This is a genomic window from Algoriphagus machipongonensis, assembly GCF_000166275.1.
Classification (GTDB): Bacteria; Bacteroidota; Bacteroidia; order Cytophagales; family Cyclobacteriaceae; genus Algoriphagus; species Algoriphagus machipongonensis.
In genome coordinates this window covers 2,019,405-2,041,471 of the sequence record NZ_CM001023.1, presented here as the reverse complement: position 1 = coordinate 2,041,471, position 22,067 = coordinate 2,019,405, and the positions used below count along the sequence as shown (strand labels likewise).

22 protein-coding genes are annotated in these 22,067 nt (G+C 36.9%); 19 read left to right on the top strand and 3 right to left on the bottom strand.

Going from position 1 to position 22,067, the window contains the following annotated elements:
* The first annotated feature begins 18 nt into the window (after positions 1-18).
* The 8 genes from sufC to ALPR1_RS08610 all read left to right on the top strand — a co-directional run bounded on the left by sufC (position 19) and on the right by ALPR1_RS08610 (position 6,433).
* Complete coding sequence (sufC, locus tag ALPR1_RS08645; protein WP_008199996.1) at positions 19-783, top strand: Fe-S cluster assembly ATPase SufC; 765 nt, start codon at positions 19-21, stop codon at positions 781-783.
* Positions 784-805: 22 nt separating this feature from the next.
* The gene (gene sufD, locus ALPR1_RS08640) at positions 806-2,074 is read left to right on the top strand and encodes a Fe-S cluster assembly protein SufD (protein ID WP_008199994.1); all 1,269 of its coding nucleotides are present in this window, start codon (positions 806-808) and stop codon (positions 2,072-2,074) included.
* Between the two features lie 9 nt (positions 2,075-2,083).
* Positions 2,084-3,307, top strand: coding sequence for a cysteine desulfurase (locus tag ALPR1_RS08635; protein ID WP_008199993.1), 1,224 nt, complete (start codon positions 2,084-2,086; stop codon positions 3,305-3,307).
* The gene (locus ALPR1_RS08630; RefSeq protein ID WP_008199990.1) at positions 3,304-3,735 is read left to right on the top strand and encodes a SufE family protein; all 432 of its coding nucleotides are present in this window, start codon (positions 3,304-3,306) and stop codon (positions 3,733-3,735) included. The genes ALPR1_RS08635 and ALPR1_RS08630 overlap by 4 nt, the downstream gene beginning before the upstream one ends.
* Before the next feature lie 2 nt (positions 3,736-3,737).
* On the top strand, positions 3,738-4,076 hold the full coding sequence (locus ALPR1_RS08625; protein WP_008199988.1) for a DUF59 domain-containing protein: 339 nt from the start codon (positions 3,738-3,740) through the stop codon (positions 4,074-4,076).
* 26 nt (positions 4,077-4,102) lie between these two features.
* Complete coding sequence (locus ALPR1_RS08620; RefSeq protein WP_008199986.1) at positions 4,103-4,528, top strand: BrxA/BrxB family bacilliredoxin; 426 nt, start codon at positions 4,103-4,105, stop codon at positions 4,526-4,528.
* A gap of 239 nt (positions 4,529-4,767) precedes the next feature.
* The gene (locus ALPR1_RS08615) at positions 4,768-6,054 is read left to right on the top strand and encodes a citrate synthase (RefSeq protein WP_008199985.1); all 1,287 of its coding nucleotides are present in this window, start codon (positions 4,768-4,770) and stop codon (positions 6,052-6,054) included.
* 118 nt (positions 6,055-6,172) lie between these two features.
* Positions 6,173-6,433 carry an acyl-CoA-binding protein gene (locus ALPR1_RS08610; RefSeq protein ID WP_008199984.1) on the top strand — a complete coding sequence of 87 codons (261 nt, stop codon included), beginning with the start codon at positions 6,173-6,175 and terminating at the stop codon, positions 6,431-6,433.
* A 56-nt stretch (positions 6,434-6,489) separates the two neighbouring features.
* Here ALPR1_RS08610 and ALPR1_RS08605 read toward each other — a convergent pair whose 3' ends face one another.
* From ALPR1_RS08605 to ALPR1_RS08595, 3 genes are all read right to left on the bottom strand, one after another.
* A complete protein-coding gene (locus ALPR1_RS08605) occupies positions 6,490-7,368 on the bottom strand; it encodes a hypothetical protein (RefSeq protein WP_008199981.1) in 879 nt (292 codons plus the stop codon).
* A gap of 81 nt (positions 7,369-7,449) precedes the next feature.
* Complete coding sequence (locus tag ALPR1_RS08600) at positions 7,450-8,445, bottom strand: bile acid:sodium symporter family protein (protein ID WP_008199980.1); 996 nt, start codon at positions 8,443-8,445, stop codon at positions 7,450-7,452.
* On the bottom strand, positions 8,442-9,191 hold the full coding sequence (locus tag ALPR1_RS08595; RefSeq protein ID WP_008199979.1) for a TrmH family RNA methyltransferase: 750 nt from the start codon (positions 9,189-9,191) through the stop codon (positions 8,442-8,444). Before ALPR1_RS08595 ends, ALPR1_RS08600 begins: the two co-directional genes overlap by 4 nt.
* Positions 9,192-9,210: 19 nt before the next feature.
* Here ALPR1_RS08595 and tamL point away from each other — a divergent pair, with 19 nt between their 5' ends.
* The 11 genes from tamL to ALPR1_RS08540 all read left to right on the top strand — a co-directional run bounded on the left by tamL (position 9,211) and on the right by ALPR1_RS08540 (position 21,976).
* A complete protein-coding gene (tamL, locus tag ALPR1_RS08590) occupies positions 9,211-11,625 on the top strand; it encodes a translocation and assembly module lipoprotein TamL (RefSeq protein ID WP_008199978.1) in 2,415 nt (804 codons plus the stop codon).
* Positions 11,626-11,633: 8 nt separating this feature from the next.
* Positions 11,634-12,545 (top strand): oxygen-dependent coproporphyrinogen oxidase, encoded by a 912-nt coding sequence (gene hemF, locus ALPR1_RS08585; protein WP_008199977.1) that lies wholly within the window; start codon positions 11,634-11,636, stop codon positions 12,543-12,545.
* Positions 12,542-13,117 carry a phosphatase PAP2 family protein gene (locus ALPR1_RS08580; RefSeq protein ID WP_008199976.1) on the top strand — a complete coding sequence of 192 codons (576 nt, stop codon included), beginning with the start codon at positions 12,542-12,544 and terminating at the stop codon, positions 13,115-13,117. The genes hemF and ALPR1_RS08580 overlap by 4 nt, the downstream gene beginning before the upstream one ends.
* A 136-nt stretch (positions 13,118-13,253) precedes the next feature.
* Entirely contained in the window at positions 13,254-14,417 is a 1,164-nt protein-coding gene (locus ALPR1_RS08575; RefSeq protein ID WP_040302676.1) for a hypothetical protein, read from the top strand.
* Between the two features lie 4 nt (positions 14,418-14,421).
* Entirely contained in the window at positions 14,422-16,755 is a 2,334-nt protein-coding gene (locus ALPR1_RS20270) for an OmpA family protein (RefSeq protein WP_008199974.1), read from the top strand.
* A gap of 161 nt (positions 16,756-16,916) precedes the next feature.
* Positions 16,917-17,579, top strand: coding sequence for an outer membrane beta-barrel protein (locus tag ALPR1_RS08565; protein WP_008199973.1), 663 nt, complete (start codon positions 16,917-16,919; stop codon positions 17,577-17,579).
* Positions 17,580-17,676: 97 nt separating this feature from the next.
* Positions 17,677-18,918 (top strand): porin, encoded by a 1,242-nt coding sequence (locus ALPR1_RS08560; protein ID WP_040303406.1) that lies wholly within the window; start codon positions 17,677-17,679, stop codon positions 18,916-18,918.
* Positions 18,918-20,120 (top strand): BamA/TamA family outer membrane protein, encoded by a 1,203-nt coding sequence (locus ALPR1_RS08555; RefSeq protein WP_008199969.1) that lies wholly within the window; start codon positions 18,918-18,920, stop codon positions 20,118-20,120. The genes ALPR1_RS08560 and ALPR1_RS08555 overlap by 1 nt, the downstream gene beginning before the upstream one ends.
* Before the next feature lie 118 nt (positions 20,121-20,238).
* The gene (locus ALPR1_RS08550) at positions 20,239-20,715 is read left to right on the top strand and encodes a hypothetical protein (RefSeq protein WP_008199967.1); all 477 of its coding nucleotides are present in this window, start codon (positions 20,239-20,241) and stop codon (positions 20,713-20,715) included.
* Positions 20,716-20,734: 19 nt separating this feature from the next.
* Positions 20,735-21,382 carry a DUF4136 domain-containing protein gene (locus ALPR1_RS08545; protein ID WP_008199966.1) on the top strand — a complete coding sequence of 216 codons (648 nt, stop codon included), beginning with the start codon at positions 20,735-20,737 and terminating at the stop codon, positions 21,380-21,382.
* Positions 21,383-21,385: 3 nt separating this feature from the next.
* Positions 21,386-21,976 (top strand): outer membrane beta-barrel protein, encoded by a 591-nt coding sequence (locus ALPR1_RS08540; protein WP_008199964.1) that lies wholly within the window; start codon positions 21,386-21,388, stop codon positions 21,974-21,976.
* The last annotated feature ends 91 nt before the right edge of the window (positions 21,977-22,067 follow it).

Sequence of the window (22,067 nt, the reverse complement as noted above, 5' to 3'; positions counted from 1 at the left end):
TAGAAAGTTTAAGACGATATGTTAAGTATAAAAAACCTACACGCATCTATTGAAGGAACTCCGATTTTAAGAGGAATCAATTTGGAGATCAAAGCAGGTGAGGTCCATGCTATCATGGGACCAAATGGTTCAGGTAAATCAACATTGGCCTCAGTATTGGCTGGAAGAGAAGAATATGAAGTTACAGAAGGTAGTGTGACTTTTAAGGGAAAAGACTTGTTGGATTTAGCTCCAGAAGATCGTGCTAGAGAAGGTGTATTCCTTGCTTTTCAATATCCAGTGGAAATACCTGGGGTAAGTTCTACCAACTTCCTTAGAACTGCTGTAAACCAAGTAAGAGAATATAGAGGACAGGCACCACTTGATGCTGTCAAGTTCTTGACAATGATGAAAGAGAAGGTCAAATTGGTAGAAATCGACCAAAAACTTCTTAGCAGATCGTTGAATGAAGGATTTTCAGGAGGAGAAAAGAAGAGAAATGAAATCTTCCAAATGGCCATGTTAGAGCCTACCCTTTCGATCCTTGATGAAACTGATTCAGGTTTGGACATTGACGCTTTGAGAATCGTTTCCAATGGTGTCAATCAATTGAAGTCAAAAGACAATGCAACCATTGTTGTGACTCACTACCAGCGACTATTAGATTATATCGTTCCTGATTATGTTCACGTACTTTATAAAGGAAAAATTGTAAAGTCCGGCACCAAAGAACTAGCACTTGAGCTGGAAGAAAAAGGTTACGATTGGATCAAAGAAGCCGTTGATTCTGAAGCAACAGTCTGAATTTCTCAACAACCCCAACAACATGAGTACGCTCACTAAGCAAAATCTATTTGAAGGATTTTTGGAGAATTCCTATGCCGACTTTACACAAGTTAGAGAGGAAGGCAAAAATAGCTTTCTAAGCCAAGGACTCCCCACCCTCAAAACAGAAGAATATAAATTTACTGCGATTACCAAGAAATTGGAGCAATCAATTTCTGAATTAAAAGCAGCAAAACCATTTGCAGTTTCTGAAGACGATGTGAAAGCTGCAATCCCCTCAGGATTTGATGGAACTGTACTAGTATTTGCCAATGGGCACTTATTAGAAGATCAGTGCATTAATGTGGAAGGTTTAGATTTTTCTAAGCTTTCTGATAAATCCGAGACTGCTCTTGGATCAATCGCTAAGGTTGAGAAAGACCCTTTTGTGGCACTTAATCAAGCTTCATTTGATCAAGGAATACATATTAGTATTCCCAAAAAAGAAATTGTAGAGAAGGCAATTTTATTGTTATCATTCTATAAAGCCAATGAAGGTCAGGTTATTCAACCTCGTGTTTGGATAGAAGCAGGCGACTTTGCTGAAGTAAGCTTTATTTCTCAAAGTGTCAATTTAAGTGACAGTAGCTATTTTGTAAATAAAGTAGTTGAGATCAAAGGAGGCCTTAATTCTCAAATTCGATATTACAGTTTGCAAAATGAAGGCAGTAATGCTATCGAAGTTTGCAACACTGAAACCAACCTATTGCAAGATTCAAGATTCAGTTCGGTAACTATTTCCTTGTCGGGAGATATGGTTAGAAACAATCTGAATTTAAACTTGCTAGGGAGTAATTCTGAAGGCAACATGTATGGTATTTACCTATTGAATGGAAAAGCTCACGTTGATAACCATACCAATGTGGACCATACAATTCCTCATGCCGAGTCAAATGAACTATATAAAGGGATTTTAGCAGATCATTCTAGAGGAGTTTTCAACGGGAAAATTTTCGTTAGACAGGATGCTCAAAAGACCAATGCATTCCAGCAAAACAATAACATCCTACTTTCTGAAGATGCTATTGTCAACACCAAGCCTCAATTAGAAATTTGGGCGGATGATGTGAAATGCTCTCACGGTTGTACTACAGGTCAACTGGATGAGGAGGCTTTATTTTACCTTCAAGCCAGAGGGATCGATAAAGTTCAAGCAAAAGGATTGTTGTTATATGCATTTGCCGGTGAAGTATTGGAGCATATCCAAAATGATAGCTTTAAAACTTACGTCACTGAGTTGGTGCAGGAGAGATTGGGTAGCAAATTCTAAATACAACCCATGAACTTTTCAATAGACGATATTAGAAAGCAATTCCCAGTGCTTCATCAAGAAGTTCATGGGAAACCTTTGGTCTATTTTGATAATGCAGCAACCACTCAGAAACCTTCTTCTGTTATTGATGCGCTCGAAGGTTACTACCTTCACGACAACTCAAATATTCACCGAGGAGCTCATGCCTTAGCTGACAGGGCCACTCGGTATTTTGAGGAAACCAGAGAGGCTGTTCAGCATTTCATTAATGCTAAAGAGTCAGAAGAAATCATCTTCACTAAAGGAACTACAGAAAGCATCAATCTTGTAGCTTACACTTTTGGGAGAAAATTCATTCAGGCTGGAGACGAGATTATCATTTCCACCTTAGAGCACCATTCCAACATTGTTCCTTGGCAAATGCTTTGCGAAGAGACTGGAGCTTTATTAAAAATTATCCCAATCAATGAAGCAGGAGAAATTCTTTTTGAAGAATTTGAAAAGCTTCTAAGCCCTAAGACGAAACTAGTAAGTGTAGTCCATGCTTCAAATGCTCTTGGAACCATCAATCCTGTAAAGGAAATCATCCAGGCTTCCCATGAAGTTGGAGCAAAAGTTCTTTTGGACGGTGCTCAGTCTTCCAGCCATTTGGAGATTGATGTCCAAGATCTGGATTGCGATTTTTTCGCTTTATCAGCTCATAAATTATACGGGCCAACAGGATTAGGAGTCCTATATGGAAAAAGAGAAATCTTAGAGGAAATGCCGCCATTTCAAGGTGGAGGGGAAATGATCAAGGAAGTAACTTTTGAAAAAACTACTTTCAACGAAATCCCTTTTAAATTTGAAGCGGGCACACCTAACATTGGAGATGTAATTGCGTTTAAACAAGCGATTGCATTCATAAATAGTTTAGGGAAAACAGCCATTAAAGCGCATGAGGATGATTTATTGGCCTATGCCAATGAATTATTACTTCCCGTTAAAGGATTCATTCCTGTAGGAACCGCCGCCAGTAAAGTCAGCGTTTTATCTTTTAATATTAATGGTATGCACCCATTTGATGTGGGTGTGATGCTAGATGCAAAAGGCATCGCTGTCAGAACAGGTCATCATTGTACTCAGCCTTTAATGAAAAGACTTGGAATAGAGGGAACTGTTAGAGCGTCTTTTGCTGTTTACAATTCCAAATTAGAGATAGAAAAATTAGCCGAAGGAGTCAGTCAGCTGGCTAGAATAAAAAATAAATGAGTAGCATTCAGGACGTTCAAGAGGAAATCATCAGTGAATTCGAAATCCTAGGAGATGATAAAGAAAGTACTATTTTCTATATCATGGAGTTGGGTGGAAACATGGAAGAATTTCCTGAAAATGAACGAATTGAAGAAAACATTATTAAAGGTTGCCAATCAAAAGTTTGGCTGATCGCAGAAGAAAAAGAGGGGAAAGTTCATTACCAGGCTGATTCCAATACGGATATTACGAAAGGACTTATTTCTTTACTTATCAGAGTATTGAATGATAGAAGCCCTCAAGAGATCATCGATTCGGAATTAGATTTTATTCCTAAAATAGGAATGGGTAGTATCATAGGTAGTCAAAGATCCAATGGACTTGCTGCTATGATCAAACAAATGAAGCTTTATGCACTTGCTGTACAAGCCAAACAAAATGCTTGAAAATGGAAACTGAAAACAATACCAAGGTGTCACAAATAACAGATTTGAAGGAGAAAGTGGTTACTGCAATCAAGCAGGTATATGATCCAGAAATCCCTGTTGATGTTTATGAACTAGGCTTGATTTATGAAATTACAGTTTATCCTGTAAACAACGTCTATGTACTGATGACGCTGACTTCTCCCAATTGTCCATCTGCTGAATTTATTCCTTCTGAAGTGAAAGATAAAATCCAGCAAATTCAGGGAATCAATAATGTTGAAGTAGAACTTACCTTTGACCCGCCTTATTCTCAAGATATGATGTCGGAAGCGGCTCAATTAGAATTAGGGTTTTTATAATATTGTAATTAATAAATAGTAAACATATGTATCCAGAAGAATTAATTGCTCCCATGAGAGCAGAGCTTTCTAACGAAGGATTTGAAGAATTCAAAACTGCAGATATTGTAGCTGATAAGCTTGGTCCAGATCAAAAAGGAACCACCTTTGTGGTTGTAAATTCGGTATGTGGATGTGCTGCTGGAGCTGCAAGACCAGGAGTAAAATATGCATTAGAGCAAGCAAAAGTAAAGCCTGATGTATTGGGAACTGTATTTGCAGGAAATGATAAAGATGCAGTAGATAAGTTTAGAGAAATTGTACTTCCCTACCCTCCATCCTCTCCAGCGATGGCCTTATTCAAGGATGGTGAGTTGGTACATTTTATTGAGCGTCATCACATCGAAGGTAGAAATGCCAAGATGATCGGCGATCATTTAGTAGAAGTTTTCGAGCACTTTTGTGCCAAATAAAATTAGCCCCACGGGGCTTTTTTTATTTTAATACCATTAGGATCATTCGAAGAGATTAGATAATACATATAAAATATTGGAAATGTACTACAACATTTCTCCATTAAAGTATGTTTATTAAATAATCGAAGAATTATATCCCCCTTAATACAAATATCACCCAAAAAACGCAGTGCTTTTATTAACTTGAGCCTGATTTCTAAGTTTTTTCTTAAGAGCAATCCAAACAAACCTGTTATATGTCTGAATCCGCTAAGTTGTCCTTCAATGGACAGGAGTATGAATTTCCGGTAATTACCGGCACAGAAAATGAATCCGCAATTGATATTGCAAAGCTCAGAGGAGCTTCCGGTTTAATCACCCTTGACCCGGGATTTAAAAATACTGGTTCCACCTCTAGCGCCATTACCTTTTTAGATGGTGAAGAAGGAATTCTTCGATATAGAGGCTATAGAATTGAAGATCTTGCAGAAAAGTCTTCATTTCTTGAAGTAGCTTACCTTTTAATTTATGGTGAGCTACCCACCCAGGCTGAGTATGAAACTTTTTCTAAGGAAATCACACATCATACTTTAGTTCACGAGGATATTAAAAAAATTCTTGAAGGCTTCCCTTCAAATGCACATCCAATGGGAGTGCTATCCTCTCTTATTTGTTCACTAACTGCTTTCTATCCTGAGTCTTTGTTGCAAAACAGAAGCGATGAGGAAGTAAATATGAGCATCATTAGATTATTAGCTAAGATGCCAACATTTGCAGCTTGGGCTTATAAGAATGAGGTTGGGCATCCGGTTAATTATCCAGACAACTCACTGGACTATTGTTCAAACTTCCTTAAAATGATGTTTGCACTTCCAGCTGAGAAATATGATGTTGACCCTGTGGTAGCATCGGCATTGGACAAACTATTAATCTTACATGCTGACCACGAGCAAAACTGTTCTACATCTACTGTAAGAATTGTAGGTTCTTCTCATGCATCTGTCTATGCTTCTATCTCTGCTGGCATCAATGCACTTTGGGGCCCACTTCATGGTGGAGCTAACCAATCAGTTATTGAAATGCTTGAAGCGATCAAAGCAGATGGTGGCGATGCTAAAAAATACCTAGATAAAGCTAAGGACAAAAATGATCCATTCCGCCTTATGGGATTTGGTCATAGAGTGTACAAAAACTTTGATCCAAGAGCCAAGATTATCAAAAAAGCTGCTGATGATGTGTTAGAAAAATTAGGTGTAAATGACCCAGTATTGGATATTGCTAAAGAACTGGAGCATGCGGCACTTAATGATCAATACTTCATTGACAGAAAGTTATATCCTAACGTAGATTTCTATTCAGGAATCATTTACAGAGCATTGGGAATCCCAACTGACATGTTTACTGTAATGTTTGCGCTGGGAAGACTTCCAGGATGGATTGCTCAGTGGAAAGAAATGAGAGAAAACAATGAACCTATTGGTCGTCCAAGACAAGTGTATGTTGGAGCCAATGAGCGTGAATATGTTTCTATGAATAAGAGATAATCATTTCTTAAAGAGATAAATGAAAAGCCAGTTTTTAACTGGCTTTTTTGTTTTTATACTGTAAAAAGAAAGAAAATGGTGTCATCTTTGGGATGAAATTCACCCAACTATAAATTTTATGAGTACTGAAAATCTTGAACAAGCTATAGCTCTTACTAAAAAATTCACCAGTAAGCCTTCTAATGAAAATTTATTAAAATTATACGGCCTCTATAAGCAGGCTACTATTGGAGATAATGAAGAAGAAAGGCCTGGAGGTTTTGACTTTAAAGCTGCGGCAAAATATAACAGTTGGCTTTCTTTTAAAGGCAAATCCAAAGAAGAAGCTAAGCAGGAATACATCGAGTTAGTAGAGCTCCTTTCAAAATCACATTTATAAAAAAAACAGGCCTAAAGTTTATCACTTTAGGCCTGTTTTTTTAATCTCTAATATTTTTACTTTTTGCCGTATTTAGATCCGAATGGCGTTCTTTTAATCATATAATCTATACCACTGGTATAAGAATCCACGCTACTTCCAAAAACATGTCGAGAGTCAGAATATAAATTAGTCCCCTTATTATTAAACAGTCTAAAATCTACCGAAGTATCATATTCTATTTGAGTAGTTGAAGAGGAAGTAGTGAACTCGCTTCCTTTAGTCCTTTGATCAGACTTACTACGTTGATAATCTGTCTTGTTTCTCTCTTTATAATTCGTTCCGGAAGAACCAATAGTCATTGCCCCTTTGTTGGTTAGATTCACTGTGCCATATACCACATACTCTACTCCTAATAGGTTAGCCACTTCTGCAGGTGTCATGGTGACAATATTCGAATAATCTATGTTTTGTTTTGCCAAAAGAGCATTTGTTGTCATGGGATCTTGTAATGTCAAATTCCCGTACATCTCTCTTATTGAGTTTGCCGTCGTATTTTGAGCCAAACCACTCATTGACTGTTTATCCATTCCTGGGTCATTACTAATAAACTGAAATGGCAAAACCGCTATTTTATTATGAAAATCCACAGCCCCTGTTGGTGCCGGAGTGGTGCTGACTAATGCACCAGTATCTGCATTTCCAAAGGTCTCTTCTCTCCCACTTGCAAATTGTACTTTCAATACATCTGATTTTGGCAGTTCATAATCAAATTCTTCACCGGTATACCTGAATTTTATCACATCTTCTGTAATACCCGTAACCTTACCTTCTTTCTGCTCGCCATTTTTAAGAATGACTACATCTACTTTTTCCTGTGCTACCGCCTCTAAGCTTATAGAAGCTGAAATAACAAGTGCCAATAACAAAGGAATTATCTTCATTAACTCTTTCATATCATAAATATTTATTCTCAATAAAATTACAATTATCATCTTTTACATCAAAACTATCAAGGGGGATTAGTTTAATCAATTTTATATTTTTTTGGATTTATTCCCCATGCTTGAAGCTATTATAGAACCTGCGATTAACTGCTGAATATGATATAACATCAGCGGCAGTATTGCTAAAGCAAGGACTGCTGGATCAGGAAATATGACTTTGCCGATCACAACACCTTGTACAAGAGACTTCTTTGAACCGCAAAATAATGCAGTTATTTGATCATCCCTTGAAAATTTTAATAAACGAGTAAGAACAAAAATAATGCCCCAAATCAGAAAGAACACCCCTAGCATAATCAAAGCTATTTCCACTAAAGTGCCTATTTTAAATGGCGCAAAAACCTCCTCCGAAAAAGACTGAGCAAAGGAAGTAAATACAATAATCATGATTACTGATTGATCTAGATATTTAATTTTCCCAATATGACTGGCTATTTTGGGGTACAACCATTGATGTGCCAATACACCTAGGAATACTGGTAAGAGAACCTTTAGCGAAAGTTCACCGAGCGTGGGAAGGAACTCCATAGAGATTTCTCCAGAATCATTTAGTAGCCCCATCCAAGCAGGCGTAAGGACTACTCCAATTAAACTGGAAATGCTCGCATTGAAAATGGCACCCGGTAGATTTCCTCCTGCGATGGAAACCATTACCACCGAAGCGCTTACTGTTGATGGAAGCACAGACAAGTAAGTAATCCCAAGCTTAAACTCCTCCTTTATAAATGGGAGTGCCGATAAAAGCAATAAAATTAATCCTGGAAAAATAATATAAGTAGCGCTCTGAATTAAAACGTGAAGCTTCCAGTTAACCAAGCCTTCTTTAAGCTTTACAGGATCCAACTTTACCCCATAAAAGAAAAAGACCAAACCTATCCCTACATTAATGATGGGTTTCCAAGGAATACTGGATTCATTAGAACCCAATTCTGGCAATAAATAACCAAGAAAAATCGCTAAAAATATCCCTAGTAAAAAGCCATTGATCCCAACTTTGTTGAGTGTTTTAAAAAGTTTCTGAATCATATTCCATTTAATCTGCAAAAGTTGTCACAAAGAATGGCAGTGGCTATAGCAACGTTTAAGGATTCTGCTTCCCCACTTCCAGGAATTGTCAGCTTTTTTGAGACAAAAGGCTCCAGTTCCTTTGAAATACCATTAGACTCGTTCCCCATCAGCAAAACTCCTGCTGCAGGACTCTTCAATTCATGAATATTCGATCCACCAAGGTAGGCTCCATATATAGGAACTCCCCATTCTTCAAAAACCTCTTTAAGATCACCATAGTAAAAGTTAACTCTGGTAAAAGAGCCCATACTAGACTGAATTACCTTTGGGTTATAAAAATCAGCTGTTTGAGATGAGAAAAGTAAGTTTTTTATGCCATACCAATCTGCAATCCGGATTATTGTTCCTAAGTTACCTGGATCTCTTACATCGTCTAATGCAATGACCAACTCATTTTCAGGGAAAGAAAAACGATCGTTTGGCTTCATATTTACTACTGCCAATGCCGTCTCATTACTACGGTACTGTCCAATATTTTCTAACTGATTTTGGGTCGCATGGAGTATTTCTGCGTTTAAGTTCTTAAGCTTTCCCTCATGCCGCTCATAAAACCGTTCTGTCACTAAAATCATGTCTATTAAAAATCCTGAATTAATAACCTCTAAAACAGATTTTTCACCTTCGACAAAGAACTTTTGCGATTGAATTCGGTATTTCTTTTGATGTAAGGTTTTTATAAACTTAACCGTATTTTTGCTAAGCATTTCGATCTAATATCCTAATTTGAAATTCACCAAATATATACTTTTTATCTGTGCCCTAATTGCCTTGGCAGCATGTTCTGTTACCAAGCGAATACCCGATGGAAAATTTCTACTCTATGAAAATGAATTGGAGGGAGTAGAACAAACTAATAAAGATGACCTTAACCCCTTGATCATTCAAGAACCTAATACCATTATCCCTGTATTTGATTATTCTTTAGGTGTCAATATTTATCGCTTAGGCCAATCCTTTTATGACAGCGCCAAAGTAGATGCAAAACTTGATGAAAAAAGAGAAGAACTTCAGCTAATTAGCCAAAGAAGATCTGAGAACCCTGATGATGGAAAATTGATTAAGAAACAGGAAAAGCTGGAGACTAAAGTCGAAAACCTGGAAAAAAAACAAGAGTTCGGTAACTTTTTAATGCGAACCGGAAACCCGGCCACTATTTTAGATAGTTCAAAAACCGTTTTATCTACCACTGAAATGAGCAACTACCTTTTCAATAAGGGATATATGGATGCAAAAGTGGAATATGAGGTAAGAACAAAAAAGAAAAAAGCATTTGTAACCTATAAAGTTATAGAGAACCAGCCTTACACCATTGATTCAGTTTATGTTAGATCTGAAAATGAAGAAATTCTAAAATTGATTAATTCTTCAAATAGTGAGCTCCAAGTCAACACTAATTACGACCAAGATAAAATAGTAGCCGAAAGAAACCGCCTGGAAGATCTCTTGAAGAACAACGGGTTTTTCATGTTTTCAAAATCCTTTATTGAATACAATGTCTTCCAAGACACCAGTAAGAAAACCGTGGTCATAGAAGAATTAATCAGGAAACCCACTTTTACAGATATTCATGAAGTATACACCATTGATTCTATCTATTTCAGAGTAAATCCCGGTGCTAACATTTTTGAGGATGAAAAGGTCTCCAAGCAATATAGAGACATTGATTTCTCCTTTTATCGAGATCGGTTTTCTGAAAAAATCCTCTCCTCTCGGGTATTTTTAAACAAAGGAGAAAGATATAATCGCTCAAAAGTCCTCCAGTCCCAAAGGCAATTAAACAACCTGGACCTATTTCGGTTTGTGAACATTTCTTTTGACACACTCAACACCTCATTGACAGCCAAAATAATCACACAACCCAACCAGAAATACCAATTAACCAACCAACTGGGACTTAGCATAACGGAACAATTACCAGGGCCATTCTTCTCGGCATCTTTGAGAAACAGAAACTTCTTCAGAGCAGGAGAAATCCTGGAGTTTAACTTCCGAGCAGGTTTAGAAGGTGTTGCCTCTGCTACGGACCAAGGGGTTTATCAAAGTAAAGAATTGGGAACTTCGGCCTCTGTCATTTTCCCAAGATTCCTTATTCCTTTCTTTCCTAAAAGTTTAGAAAAATACGGTAAATACAACCCAAACACCCGGACTCTAATAGGTTACAATTACACCAATAGGCCAGAATACACCCGTTCTGGTTTGAACGGATTAATTTCCTATACATGGGCGACCACAAGTAACCGACAACAGTTTACCTTAAATTTAGCAGATATTAATTATATCCGCACGCCTAAGATTACAGATGAATTCTTTGATGTGCTTGTCGATTTAGTGGAACAGGGAAACAACCTAATCTGGTCATTTTTACCATCCATTGTCAGTAGTATTTCAGGTCAGACCATTATCAACTTCAATAGGTATGGAGAATTTGCAACAAACAGTGCGTCTTTATTAAAACTCTTTGCAGAAAGTGGTGGTACTACCCTCAATTTTCTGAATGTTGAGGACAATAATGATGAAACTGATTTAGGAAGATTTCAGTGGCTTAAATTCCAAGCTGATTTCCGAAAGTATATTCCTATCGATAATAAGCAAACGATCGCCTACCGTTTGAATTTCGGAATTGCCCAACCCTACGGAGTAAGTAATGGGATTCTACCTTATGAGAAGTATTTCTTTGCAGGGGGTGGAACCAGTATTCGCGCATGGCAAGCAAGACGACTTGGTCCAGGTAGCTACACCCCACCTCTGACAGAATCCGGCTATTTCGATTATAGATTTGAGCAACCTGCAGAAATGCTATTTGAAACAATGCTTGAATATCGAAGAAAACTCGTAGGCTATTTTGATATGGCATTATTTATCGATGCTGGAAACTCCTGGAACATTGGAGTGGAACCTTCAAGACCTGGCTCTGATTTCCGATATGATCGTTTTTATAAAGAAATAGCCGTGGGAACCGGTATTGGACTGAGAATGGACTTTGATTTTCTCATCATCCGATTGGATATGGCTACCAAAGCCATCGATCCAGCAAGACCCGAAGGGGAGCGTTGGATTTTGGACAACATAAGTTTTAAAAGACCTTTAGGTGAAAAAGGTCAAACAGTTTTTAACTTTGGGATTGGATATCCATTTTAATCAAGAAAATGCCTAGAAAAAGTAAAGAAGAAATCGCTGAAATTTATCAAGGGATTCAAGATCACATATGTGAGCAATTGGAGCTTGGAGATGGACAAGGTAAGTTTAAAGAAGATAAATGGTCTCGTGATGGAGGTGGAGGAGGTAGAACCCGAATTTTTGAAAATGGAAAAATAATTGAAAAAGGAGGCGTGGCATTTTCAGCCGTTCATGGACCCACTCCAGAGAAAATATTGGCAAAACTCAAATTGGAAAAAGCCAACTTTTATGCAACGGGAGTTTCCATCGTACTACATCCAAAAAGTCCTTTGGTCCCAATCATCCATATGAATATCCGTTATTTTGAAATGGATAATGGAGTTCACTGGTTTGGTGGAGGAATAGACCTAACCCCACATTACATAGACATTGAGGATGCAAAATTCTTTCATCAAGAGGTCAAAAATGTCTGCGACAACTTTTATTCTGAAGCCTATGATAAATACAAAAAGTGGGCGGATGATTACTTCTTTATCAGGCATAGAAATGAAACACGAGGTATTGGAGGGATTTTTTACGATCAATTAAAAGCCAATTCAGATACAGAATTCCAGAAAATTTTAGATTTTAGTTTAAATATTGGTCGACTCTTTCCTAAAGTTTACAATCATTTCATGAGTAAAAATGCAGACAAAGCGTATGGTTTACAGGAAAAAGCTTGGCAAAACCTAAGAAGAGGTCGCTATGTAGAATTCAATTTAGTTTGGGATGCAGGAACAAAATTTGGATTAGACACCAATGGAAGAACAGAAAGTATATTGATGAGTATGCCACCTAATGCTTCGTGGGAGTACATGCATCAACCAGAGATTGGTTCACAAGAAAATTTCACTTTAAATAACCTCCGTAAAGGAATTGATTGGTTAACTTTTAACTCATGATAGAAAACCTTAAAAAGTGGGATGAGGAGCTGTTTATTTTTCTAAACTCCTTGCATGCGGAATGGCTTGACCCCATTATGTTTCAGCTTACCGAAACAATTACCTGGATCCCATTTTATGGTCTCTTGATATTTTTCATATATCGCTCAGATCCAAAAATCAGCTGGTGGGTTTTTGGTGGTGTTGCCTTGGCAATCCTTATTGCTGACCAAACAACCTCAGGACTAATGAAGCCATTTTTCGAAAGATTGAGGCCTTGTCATGACGAACGCTGGGAAGGTATTATTCATAATTATGGAAGGTGTGGTGGTTTATACGGCTTTGCTTCCTCCCATGCTGCTAATACTTTTGCTATAGCCACTTTTTTGAATCTAAAAATCGGGAAAAAAATTAAACACCTAAAATGGCTCTTCCTGTGGGCTGCTATCATTTCCTATACCAGAATCTATCTGGGTGTCCACTACCCTACAGATATTTTTATTGGTGCTGTCATAGGTTTTTTGGCCGGATTAATCAGCTGGTTTTTAATCGTATTTATCAAGAGAGAAATTCTAAAATCGCTTTTGAAATAAACATTTGTTGAATTTCAATGTTTATTTTTCACTAAAAATGTTTACATTCTTTAAAGAATTTTTACTTAGCTCACCTTTGTAAGATTCTGAATTTTAGATGTAATACTTTTAGCACATTTAAATCTCTTAGATTGCGATGAAAAGATTTTTACTCTCAGTTACTCTAGGATTATTTTTGTTAACCTCGGTTTTTGGTCAGGTTGAAACGATCAATTTGGATTTGATCAATAACAAAATCAACGGAGGTAATCCTTTACCCTCAGAAGTTCCATTCTACATAAGAGGAGCGATTCCAGATAAAATAGAGATGGTTAAAGTCACCATCTACCAAACCAAAAAATCTGAGAAATCAGCCTTTTCTTACTTTTGGACAGCTCCGTTCGGTTTTGAAGAAAGTTCCTATGAAGTATTGCTGGCCGACCCACTCAGATCAAATTCCAACTATAATTTATACGTTAGTTTTTATCAGGTAGCTGGTAAAGAGGAAATCGAAGAAGTTAGAAGGCTAATCAGCCAGAATATAAAATCCTATTTAAGTACTATTACTAGTATTAAAAGAGGCGGAATTCACTTTTCAGAATCTGACCCCGTGATTTTAAATAATTTGAAAAGGATTGTAGAACGGGGTGCTTATTACTTTGAATTACCTAATGCAGAACAATTTCAGGGTTTTAGTGATATCACGAGGAGCAAGCTAGAACAAAGAGGAAAATTGAAAATGGGTAAGGCCAAATTCAATGCAACAGGAGTAGGAGAAAATGATAATGCTAGAGCAGTGTATGCAGCTCAATACTTACAAGAGTTAAACGACATAATTTCCTCTGAGATAAGTCAGTTTCTAAGTACAAATATGCTTGTCATGGTAAATGAGGAAGCTTATGAAAACTATCCTACGGAAAAGACAGATAATGCGATTCCAATCAATTTGGGATATGGAGGTATTTCTCTCAGCAAAGGTTTACCAAACCAAGAATTTGTTCATAGTCCCTATGTGGGAGTTTCCTTTCCTTTGGGAAACAGGACATTTGCCAAATTCATGAATAATCTATCTGTTTCTACCGGTGTTTTTGTTTCCGGCAGAATGGAGAATAGCTTAAATGAGAAAATATCAGGGCCAATTATCGAAAGACCCATTTATGTTGGTTTAGGGTATAATTTTTTTAGAATTATCAGACTCAATGCAGGAGGCACATTTATTACGACTGAGAAAATTGGTGGTACAAATGTGAATAGCTTCCAACCTTTTATTGGTGCTAGTCTCGAGTTTAGATTGTGGTTAGGTTTTAGAAATAAAAAGTAAGCAAATGAAAAAGTTACTGACAATAATAATTGTGCTTTTCATTGCTTCTTCGGCTAAAGCACAGCTTTATGGCAACAAATGGAGGGTTGGAATGAGCTTTGGATCAACCAACTACTTGGGAGACATCAAACCTTTAGATGTAAATAACTTTCAAAACTTTACAAAGCTTTATAAGAAGTACAATACGTACTCAGATCAATTTTCCTATCAATTCTCATTAGAGTACGCCCTTGGGAAATCCGTGGGTTTAATGATGTCTGTAGGAAGTTACCAGTTTGGCTCGGGCGATAGATTCGTCAAAAATGATGGTACACTTTTTACCGAAAGCCCCAATTTTGACAGAGCTTTAAATTTCCAAACCGATCTTTTTGATGCAGGACTTTCCTTTGTAATTAAACCGGATAACAATTGGTTACTTTCAGGTAAGTCATTCTTTGCTCCTTACCTAACTATTGGAGCGGGTGTTCAAACTTTTAATGTCTATGGTGATTTGCTAGATGCAAATGGAAATCAATATGATTATTCAAATGTCAACACCATACCCGATGGAACCTTTGAAACTGAATTATCTGATTTATATACCGAAAATCCGAATGGATATAGAAATGCAACTTTGTATGCAAATGTGGGTTTAGGATTTAGGTTTAGAATTACAAAGTCTTTAGAACTTTTTGCACAATCAGATTTCAAGAGGGCAGCAACAGACTATTTGGATGATGTTTCGGGTGTCTATCGAACGAACTACGATAACAGCTTTCAAGAATATGCCGCACTCCCTGGAACCAATGTACCTACAGTTGAAAATCCCTATAGAGGAGATCCTAATGGCCGAGGTGATTGGTATATTTATCATGGGGTTGGGATAAAATTTAGTTTTGGTGCCAATAAAGAAGCTTTTAACCCTCCTGTTATTACTCAGAGATACACTTACACTCCCACCCAACTGGCTCAAAACAAATTTGAAAAAGAAGCAGAAATGGAAAGAGAGGCACTGGTACCTGGTGTGACCAACAATTATTTTACTGTCATCCAACTTCCATCGGATTCCAAAAGCAATAATTTGGGATTTGTCGCAGACTCAACCCAGTTGGTTCAAATTCAAACAGAATTAGATTCTTTGCTTGGCATTAGTGATACGCTTCAACTTTCCATTAATGAGACCCAAAACGATTTAAATGGTCTTGATGAGATATTAGCTCTTGCAGAGAGAGACACTTCAGTAGATGAATCTATCAGAGAGGCAAGAATTTCAAATTTTGAAAGTGAAAAATCTATTGCCCTGGAAAGAATGTCAGTTTTAAACAGTCAATTAAATGAAAACGACTTTAAAATTGACTCTTTAAGGAATCTCCAAAATTCCAGCTCTCCCGAGCAATTGGCATTAGATTCTGCGTCACAGATGCGAGAGTTAATTATTTACCCAGGGCAAGTAAGCAGAATTCTATATTCTGCAGGAAATGAAACTGTATTTCAGTTGGATTCATCTCAAAATCAGCAAGCCTTAAAGCAAAATTCTTCTGAAGAAACGTTTACCAAAGAGGAATTTGATGAAGAGTTAGAAAAATTCAGGTCAGAAATGTTGCAAGCCCAAGCAAAAAGAGATTCAGCAATGTTGATGGCATTTGCCTCCAAAATCCCGACAGAAGAAGAGGAAAATTCTAGAGCTAGAAACAGGGATAATGAAGAAGATCCTCAAGAGGTATTAATAAATACCGATGGGATAGATGATAAGACGGCAAAGAAACTTGAAAAGAATAGAAAGAAACAGGAAAAGCTTGAGAAGAAAAACAACGAACTTCTGAAAGATGCATTATTGATTGGGGGAACAGCAGCTGCAACTTCGGCCATCAATAACAGTGGTGACAAAAAAGAAGCAGCAGCTCAAGCGGCTTATGACTCTGCTTTATTGGCTAAAATAGCGTTGGATTCTATGTTGATTGACAGCCTTAGAAATATCCCGCCTGTAATTGATACGGTAGAAATTGAAAAACCAACTCCTCAATTCCTCAGCTCTAGTAAGGTCGAACTTTATTTTGACATTAATATGACAGAACCGAGTGAAGAAGAGATTCAAAAACTGGATCCAGTAATTGAATATTTAACAAATAATCCTGAGGTAAAAGTAGAACTGATTGGTTTTGCTGATAACACAGGCTCAATCTCTTATAATTTAAAAATTACAGAAAAACGGGTTGAATCTGTTACTGAAATTTTAACCTCCAAATTTCAAATATCTGAAGACAGGATATTAAAGAATAATGGAGGACTCATCATTAGAGGAAGCACCAAAGGTTCTGTTAAAAATGATCGGAAAGTCGAAATTAGAATATTAAACTAACTAAAATTTCGCCAAGAAATTTTAATATAGATTTTATCTAGGTATCGTTATATCTCAAGTAAATCAAAAAATATTAATAAAATCAAATACAAATTTTAGAATTACAAGATTTTAAACTAAAATTAACACATCGTTTCAGAAAAGCACCTAAATTATTATTTATGAAAAAGTTGACCCTATTTTTATTGTTCGTGACCATATCAGCTTTTGCTTCAGCTCAGGAATTACGTCTCAATACCTACGCTGGTTATATCTTTAAAGATAAAGTAGACTCCTATTATTCCAGCTCTTCTTATTATGAAGGACAAATTCAAGATGGTCTTCGTTGGGGTGGAGGAATTGAATACCATATCCCTAATAGAGGCGCTATTGAAATTCAGTATTTGAGACAAGACACCAATGCCCCTACCATCTACCAAGATGGAGGTTTTTTAGGAGGTCAAATTCAAAACACCAACTTTGATGTGGCTATAAACTGGATCATGTTGAATGGAACAAGATATTTCCCAGTCAATGAAATTGTCGAACCCTTTGCAGGTGCTGGTATAGGAATGGGAATTTTCAATGTTTACAATCCAGATAACGGTAATGAAAATTCAGCTACTAAGTTCTCTTGGAATGTCAGAGGAGGATCCAATTTTTGGCTTGCTGAAAATATCGCTTTTAGAGTTCAAGCTTCTTTGTTTTCAGCAACCCAGGCAATTGGTGGAGGCTTGTACTTTGGAACAGGAGGAGTCGGAGGTGGACTTTCTTCCTACAGTACACTTTACCAGTTTGGACTGGAAGGTGGTTTAGTATTTAGATTACCGCAAGCATCTAGGTAACAAAATTTAAACTTTTGAAAAAAGCATAGAGAAATTCGATATATTCTCTATGCTTTTCCGACATTTGCCCTTGAATGTTTCAAACAATCATTTGCAAATGAGTTTCTTCCGGGCATTATCACCTCACCCTCTATTTCAAATCTTCTTATTTCTATTTGTTCTACTTGTTGGAAATCCATCATTTTCTCAAGAAAAAGATACGACAACTGTAGTTTCTAAGGATAATAGAAAATTTATTAATCATACCTCCAAAGGTTTTGTATTTTCTACTGCTGACGAAAAGTTTGAACTCCAATTAGCTAGTAGGCTTCAGTTTAGATTTGCAGTCCCAGATGATCAGGACCCCATTACCTTTAATGATTTCAACAACCAAGATGTGAAATTATTTAAGATTAACAGGGCTAGATTGAAAGTTGGTGGTCATGCTTACCAGAAATGGATGAAGTATTATTTCGAATATGAAATGGGCCAAAGTATTTTATTGGACTTTCGTATCATGCTTGAGAAATATCCTTGGTTAAAATTCAAAGCGGGTCAATGGAAAGTAGAGTACACTAGAGAACGTTTTATCAGTAGTGGTAATCAACAGTTGGTGGATCGATCTCTCTTGAATAGATTTTTCACAGTAGATCGACAGCAAGGGGTTTCAATTTACGGTAACTTAGATGGAGGCGGTTCCGCAAATTTTGATTATTGGCTTGGTGTATTTACTGGAACAGGAAGAGGAGCTCGATTCAATGATGATTCCAAGTTGATGCGTTTTGGAAGATTTCAATGGAACATGTTTGGGAGAGAAGTTCCATTCTCTGGTGGCGATATAGAAATCTCAGAGAAACCTGCAGCTATCATTGCTATTGCAGGAATCATGAATACGAGTCCATACACACGGTTTTCTAGCTCAGGGGGTGGTAATTTAGAAGGCTATGAAGGCACCAATGATGGGCAGTATTCTGTAAAGCAATACAACATAGAGAGTGCATTTATTTATAAAGGGTTTTCTTTCTCAAGTGAATTTCATAGAAAAAATATCGTCGATAACTTTGAAGATAGTGGCAGCACGACCTTAGGAGGTTATTACTTGACTGCAGGATATTTCCCTTATCAAGTTTTTGATTTCTGGCCGAGACCGCTTGAAATTGCAATGAGATATGCTGAAATAAGACCAGACCTTTCTATATCTTTAAATAAACAAAAAGAACTTGCTTTGGCTTTTAACTGGTTCTTTGTAGGTCATAAAAATAAATTAACAACAGAAATCACAAAATTCACTTTTGAAGACACTTCCCTTCCACAAAGTGATGAATTACGATTCCGTCTTCAATACGATGTCTCCTTCTGATGAAAAAACAATTTGTAATACTCTTCTTTTGTTACTTCCTTTTTGAGAGTAATTCTTATAGCCAAGACAGTGTTACATATAAACCCAATCAGATTCGAGAGTTTAAATTAATTCCACTTCCAGCCATTGGTTCCAACCCAGCCAACGGCTGGCTATTCGGGTTAGCTCCTTCCGCCACTTGGAGAATGGGTACCAAAGAAACAACCCACCTTTCGAATCTTGTTGGAAACTTTTTATACACGACAAAAAAACAATGGATTTTCAGTTCAAGATCCAATGTCTTCCTATCCGAAGACAAATGGGTTTTGGTGGGAGACTGGAGATACTTTATCACTTCCCAGCCTACTTTCGGTCTAGGAGCCTCTTCTCCAAACGTGCCCGAAGAGAACCCTAACCAATCGGGAGTTTATTGGGGAGAACAGCAAATGGATTACACTTGGTTTCGCTTTTATGAAACAGTTCTCAAAAGAATAAGTGATTCTAAATTTTACATAGGTGCTGGATACCATCTCGATAAATTTAGTAAGATCACCAATTTCCTAAATGATGAGATCAATCCAGATTTCACATTTTCACATGATTTCTATAATGATCAATTAGGGTTTGATTTGGAAAAATACACCCTATCTGGAATTACTTTAAATGCGGTGATGGAAAACAGGGATGTGGCTGTTTCTCCATATGAGAAAAATTTTGCTTTAATCTCCTACAAAATCAACCCTGAATTTTTGGGTTCAGACCAATCCTCGTCTACCCTATTGTTAGATTACAGACATTATTTTAATTTAAATAATCAAAGAAAGAGACATCTTTTAGCGCTTTGGGGCTATGGAAATTTTCTAGTTTCCGGCAACCTACCTTACATGAGTTTACCTTCCATAGGATATGATATGTTTGGCAGATCTGGACGAGGATATGCCCAAGGTAGATTTAGGGGAGAATCCATGATTTATTCTGAGGTAGAATACCGCTTTCCTCTTCAAAAGGAGAAAGATACTTTTGGCGGCACTTTATTCTTTAACGCTTCTTCTTTTGGAAGTAAAATGACACAGGAAAAATTAATGGAGAAAATCAACGCTGCTTATGGTATTGGCTTAAGAGTAATGATCAACAAAGAAAACAGAACAACAATTTCTGCGGACTACGGTTTTGGAAGAAAAGGAAATTCAGGTTTTTATTTAAATATCAACGAATCCTTCTAAAAATTTATGTTTTTAGGCTATAAACTAGTGAATTCAGGTCAATTTCTTAGTTTTATGCTAATATTTCCAATTAAGATATAGTATTTTTGAGTAGTTCTTTCACTAAATCATTTTTATCATGTTAAAACAAAAAACACCATTCATTTTGCTCTTATGCCTTTTTTCGTTGAGTGGCTTCGCTCAGGAAATGACGGCTGATGATGAAATTACCTTAATTCAAGAAACTTTTGGTAAGGACAAAAAGATGCTTGTTGATGCTTATATGGATTTACCTGATGCGGTAGCTCCTTCTTTTTGGACAATCTATCAAGAATATGAAGCTAAAAGAAAAATGCTTTCTCGTGAGCGAATGAAAATCATTAATGATTATTTAGAAGAGTATGATTCCATTGGTGAAATAGAAGCCGATGATTTGGCAAAAAGGACCTTAAAAAATGATTTACAACTCACTAAATTACATTCGAGTTTTTACAAGAAATTTAAAAAAGCTACTAGCGCTTTCGATGCCGCAAAATTCCTTCAAATAGACAGTTACATCCACAATACAATTAGGAATGCGATGCAGCAAGAGCTTCCTTTTATAGATGAAAATTAAAAATTCCAATTAAAACCAAATGAAACGAAAACTTTACCAATTAACAGCGATCCTGTTGCTAGGTGCGCTATCACTATCTTGTAAGCCAGATGGTGCAGAGTACGTTGACGAGCTAGACATTGTATACACGAACTACGATGCCTCTTTTGATTTCAACAGTCAAACAACCTATTCCTTACCAAATAAAGTTGTGCTTATTACAGATGATTTTATTGACCTTAATCCAGGTGACGAACCAGATTACTTAGATCCTGTGGCTGCAGGCTATATTTTAAGTGCCATTCGTCTTAACATGAATGAAAAGGGATATACAGAGATTCCTTCAGGAAACAGTCCAGACCTAATTATTTTGCCCACTGTAGCACAGACAGACCAAATATACTTCTACTATGACTGGTGGTATTGGAACTGGTTCTACCCGGGTTGGGGACCAGGATGGGGATGGTATTATCCAGGTTATTATCCTCCACAAGTTTCTCGAGTAAGGACTGGAACACTGATGATGCAAATGACTGCCCCTAATCAGGAAATTGTTGCTGACAAGATTCCTGTTATATGGACTGGTTTGGTCAATGGACTTCTAGAAGGAAGTGCAGGTAGTATTAAAAACCGGGTTGACGCAAGTATCGATCAAGCATTTGAACAATCACCTTACCTAGCCAAATAAGACATGAAAAATTTATTAGCAACATTCATATTAGTTTTGGCAATCTCGTCTTTTGCCCAAGCTCAAAATTCTCTCTTCTCATTCAACTATGCAGTGACTGTTCCAATGGGAAATACTTCAGAATTCATCGATAATGTCTCTGGAAGAGGTTTTGTTTTCGAATACCAAAAATTTATTGATCCTCACTGGACTGTAGGAATAGAAGCAGGCCACACGACACTATACAAAAAAGAAGAAGATAAAGTGTATACAGAAGGTACTGCCTCACTTTCGGGAACACAATACCGCTATCAGCACAGCTGGCCAATCTTGATCAATGCAAATTATTATGCTTTGAGAACAGGTATTTTAAGACCATATGCAGGAGTAGGAATTGGTACTATGGCAAGCCAAAGAAAAGTAGATATGGGGATTTTCTCCTCTGATCAAACTCATTGGCAATTTGCTATTAAACCTGAAGTTGGGACCTTAATACAACCTAATGCTAACATGGCGTTTCGAATTGGAGCAAAATATCTCATGGGATTTGAAAGCTCAGATTTAGTTGGTCAATCCAATTTAAACTTCAATATTGGAATAGTTTTTATAAACTAAACAAAAAAACAGGTCAACTCTGAATAAAGAAAAACGCTAAACTATTGGACTTGAAATATTATTTAAAATGATAATTTATTTTAGATAAGAA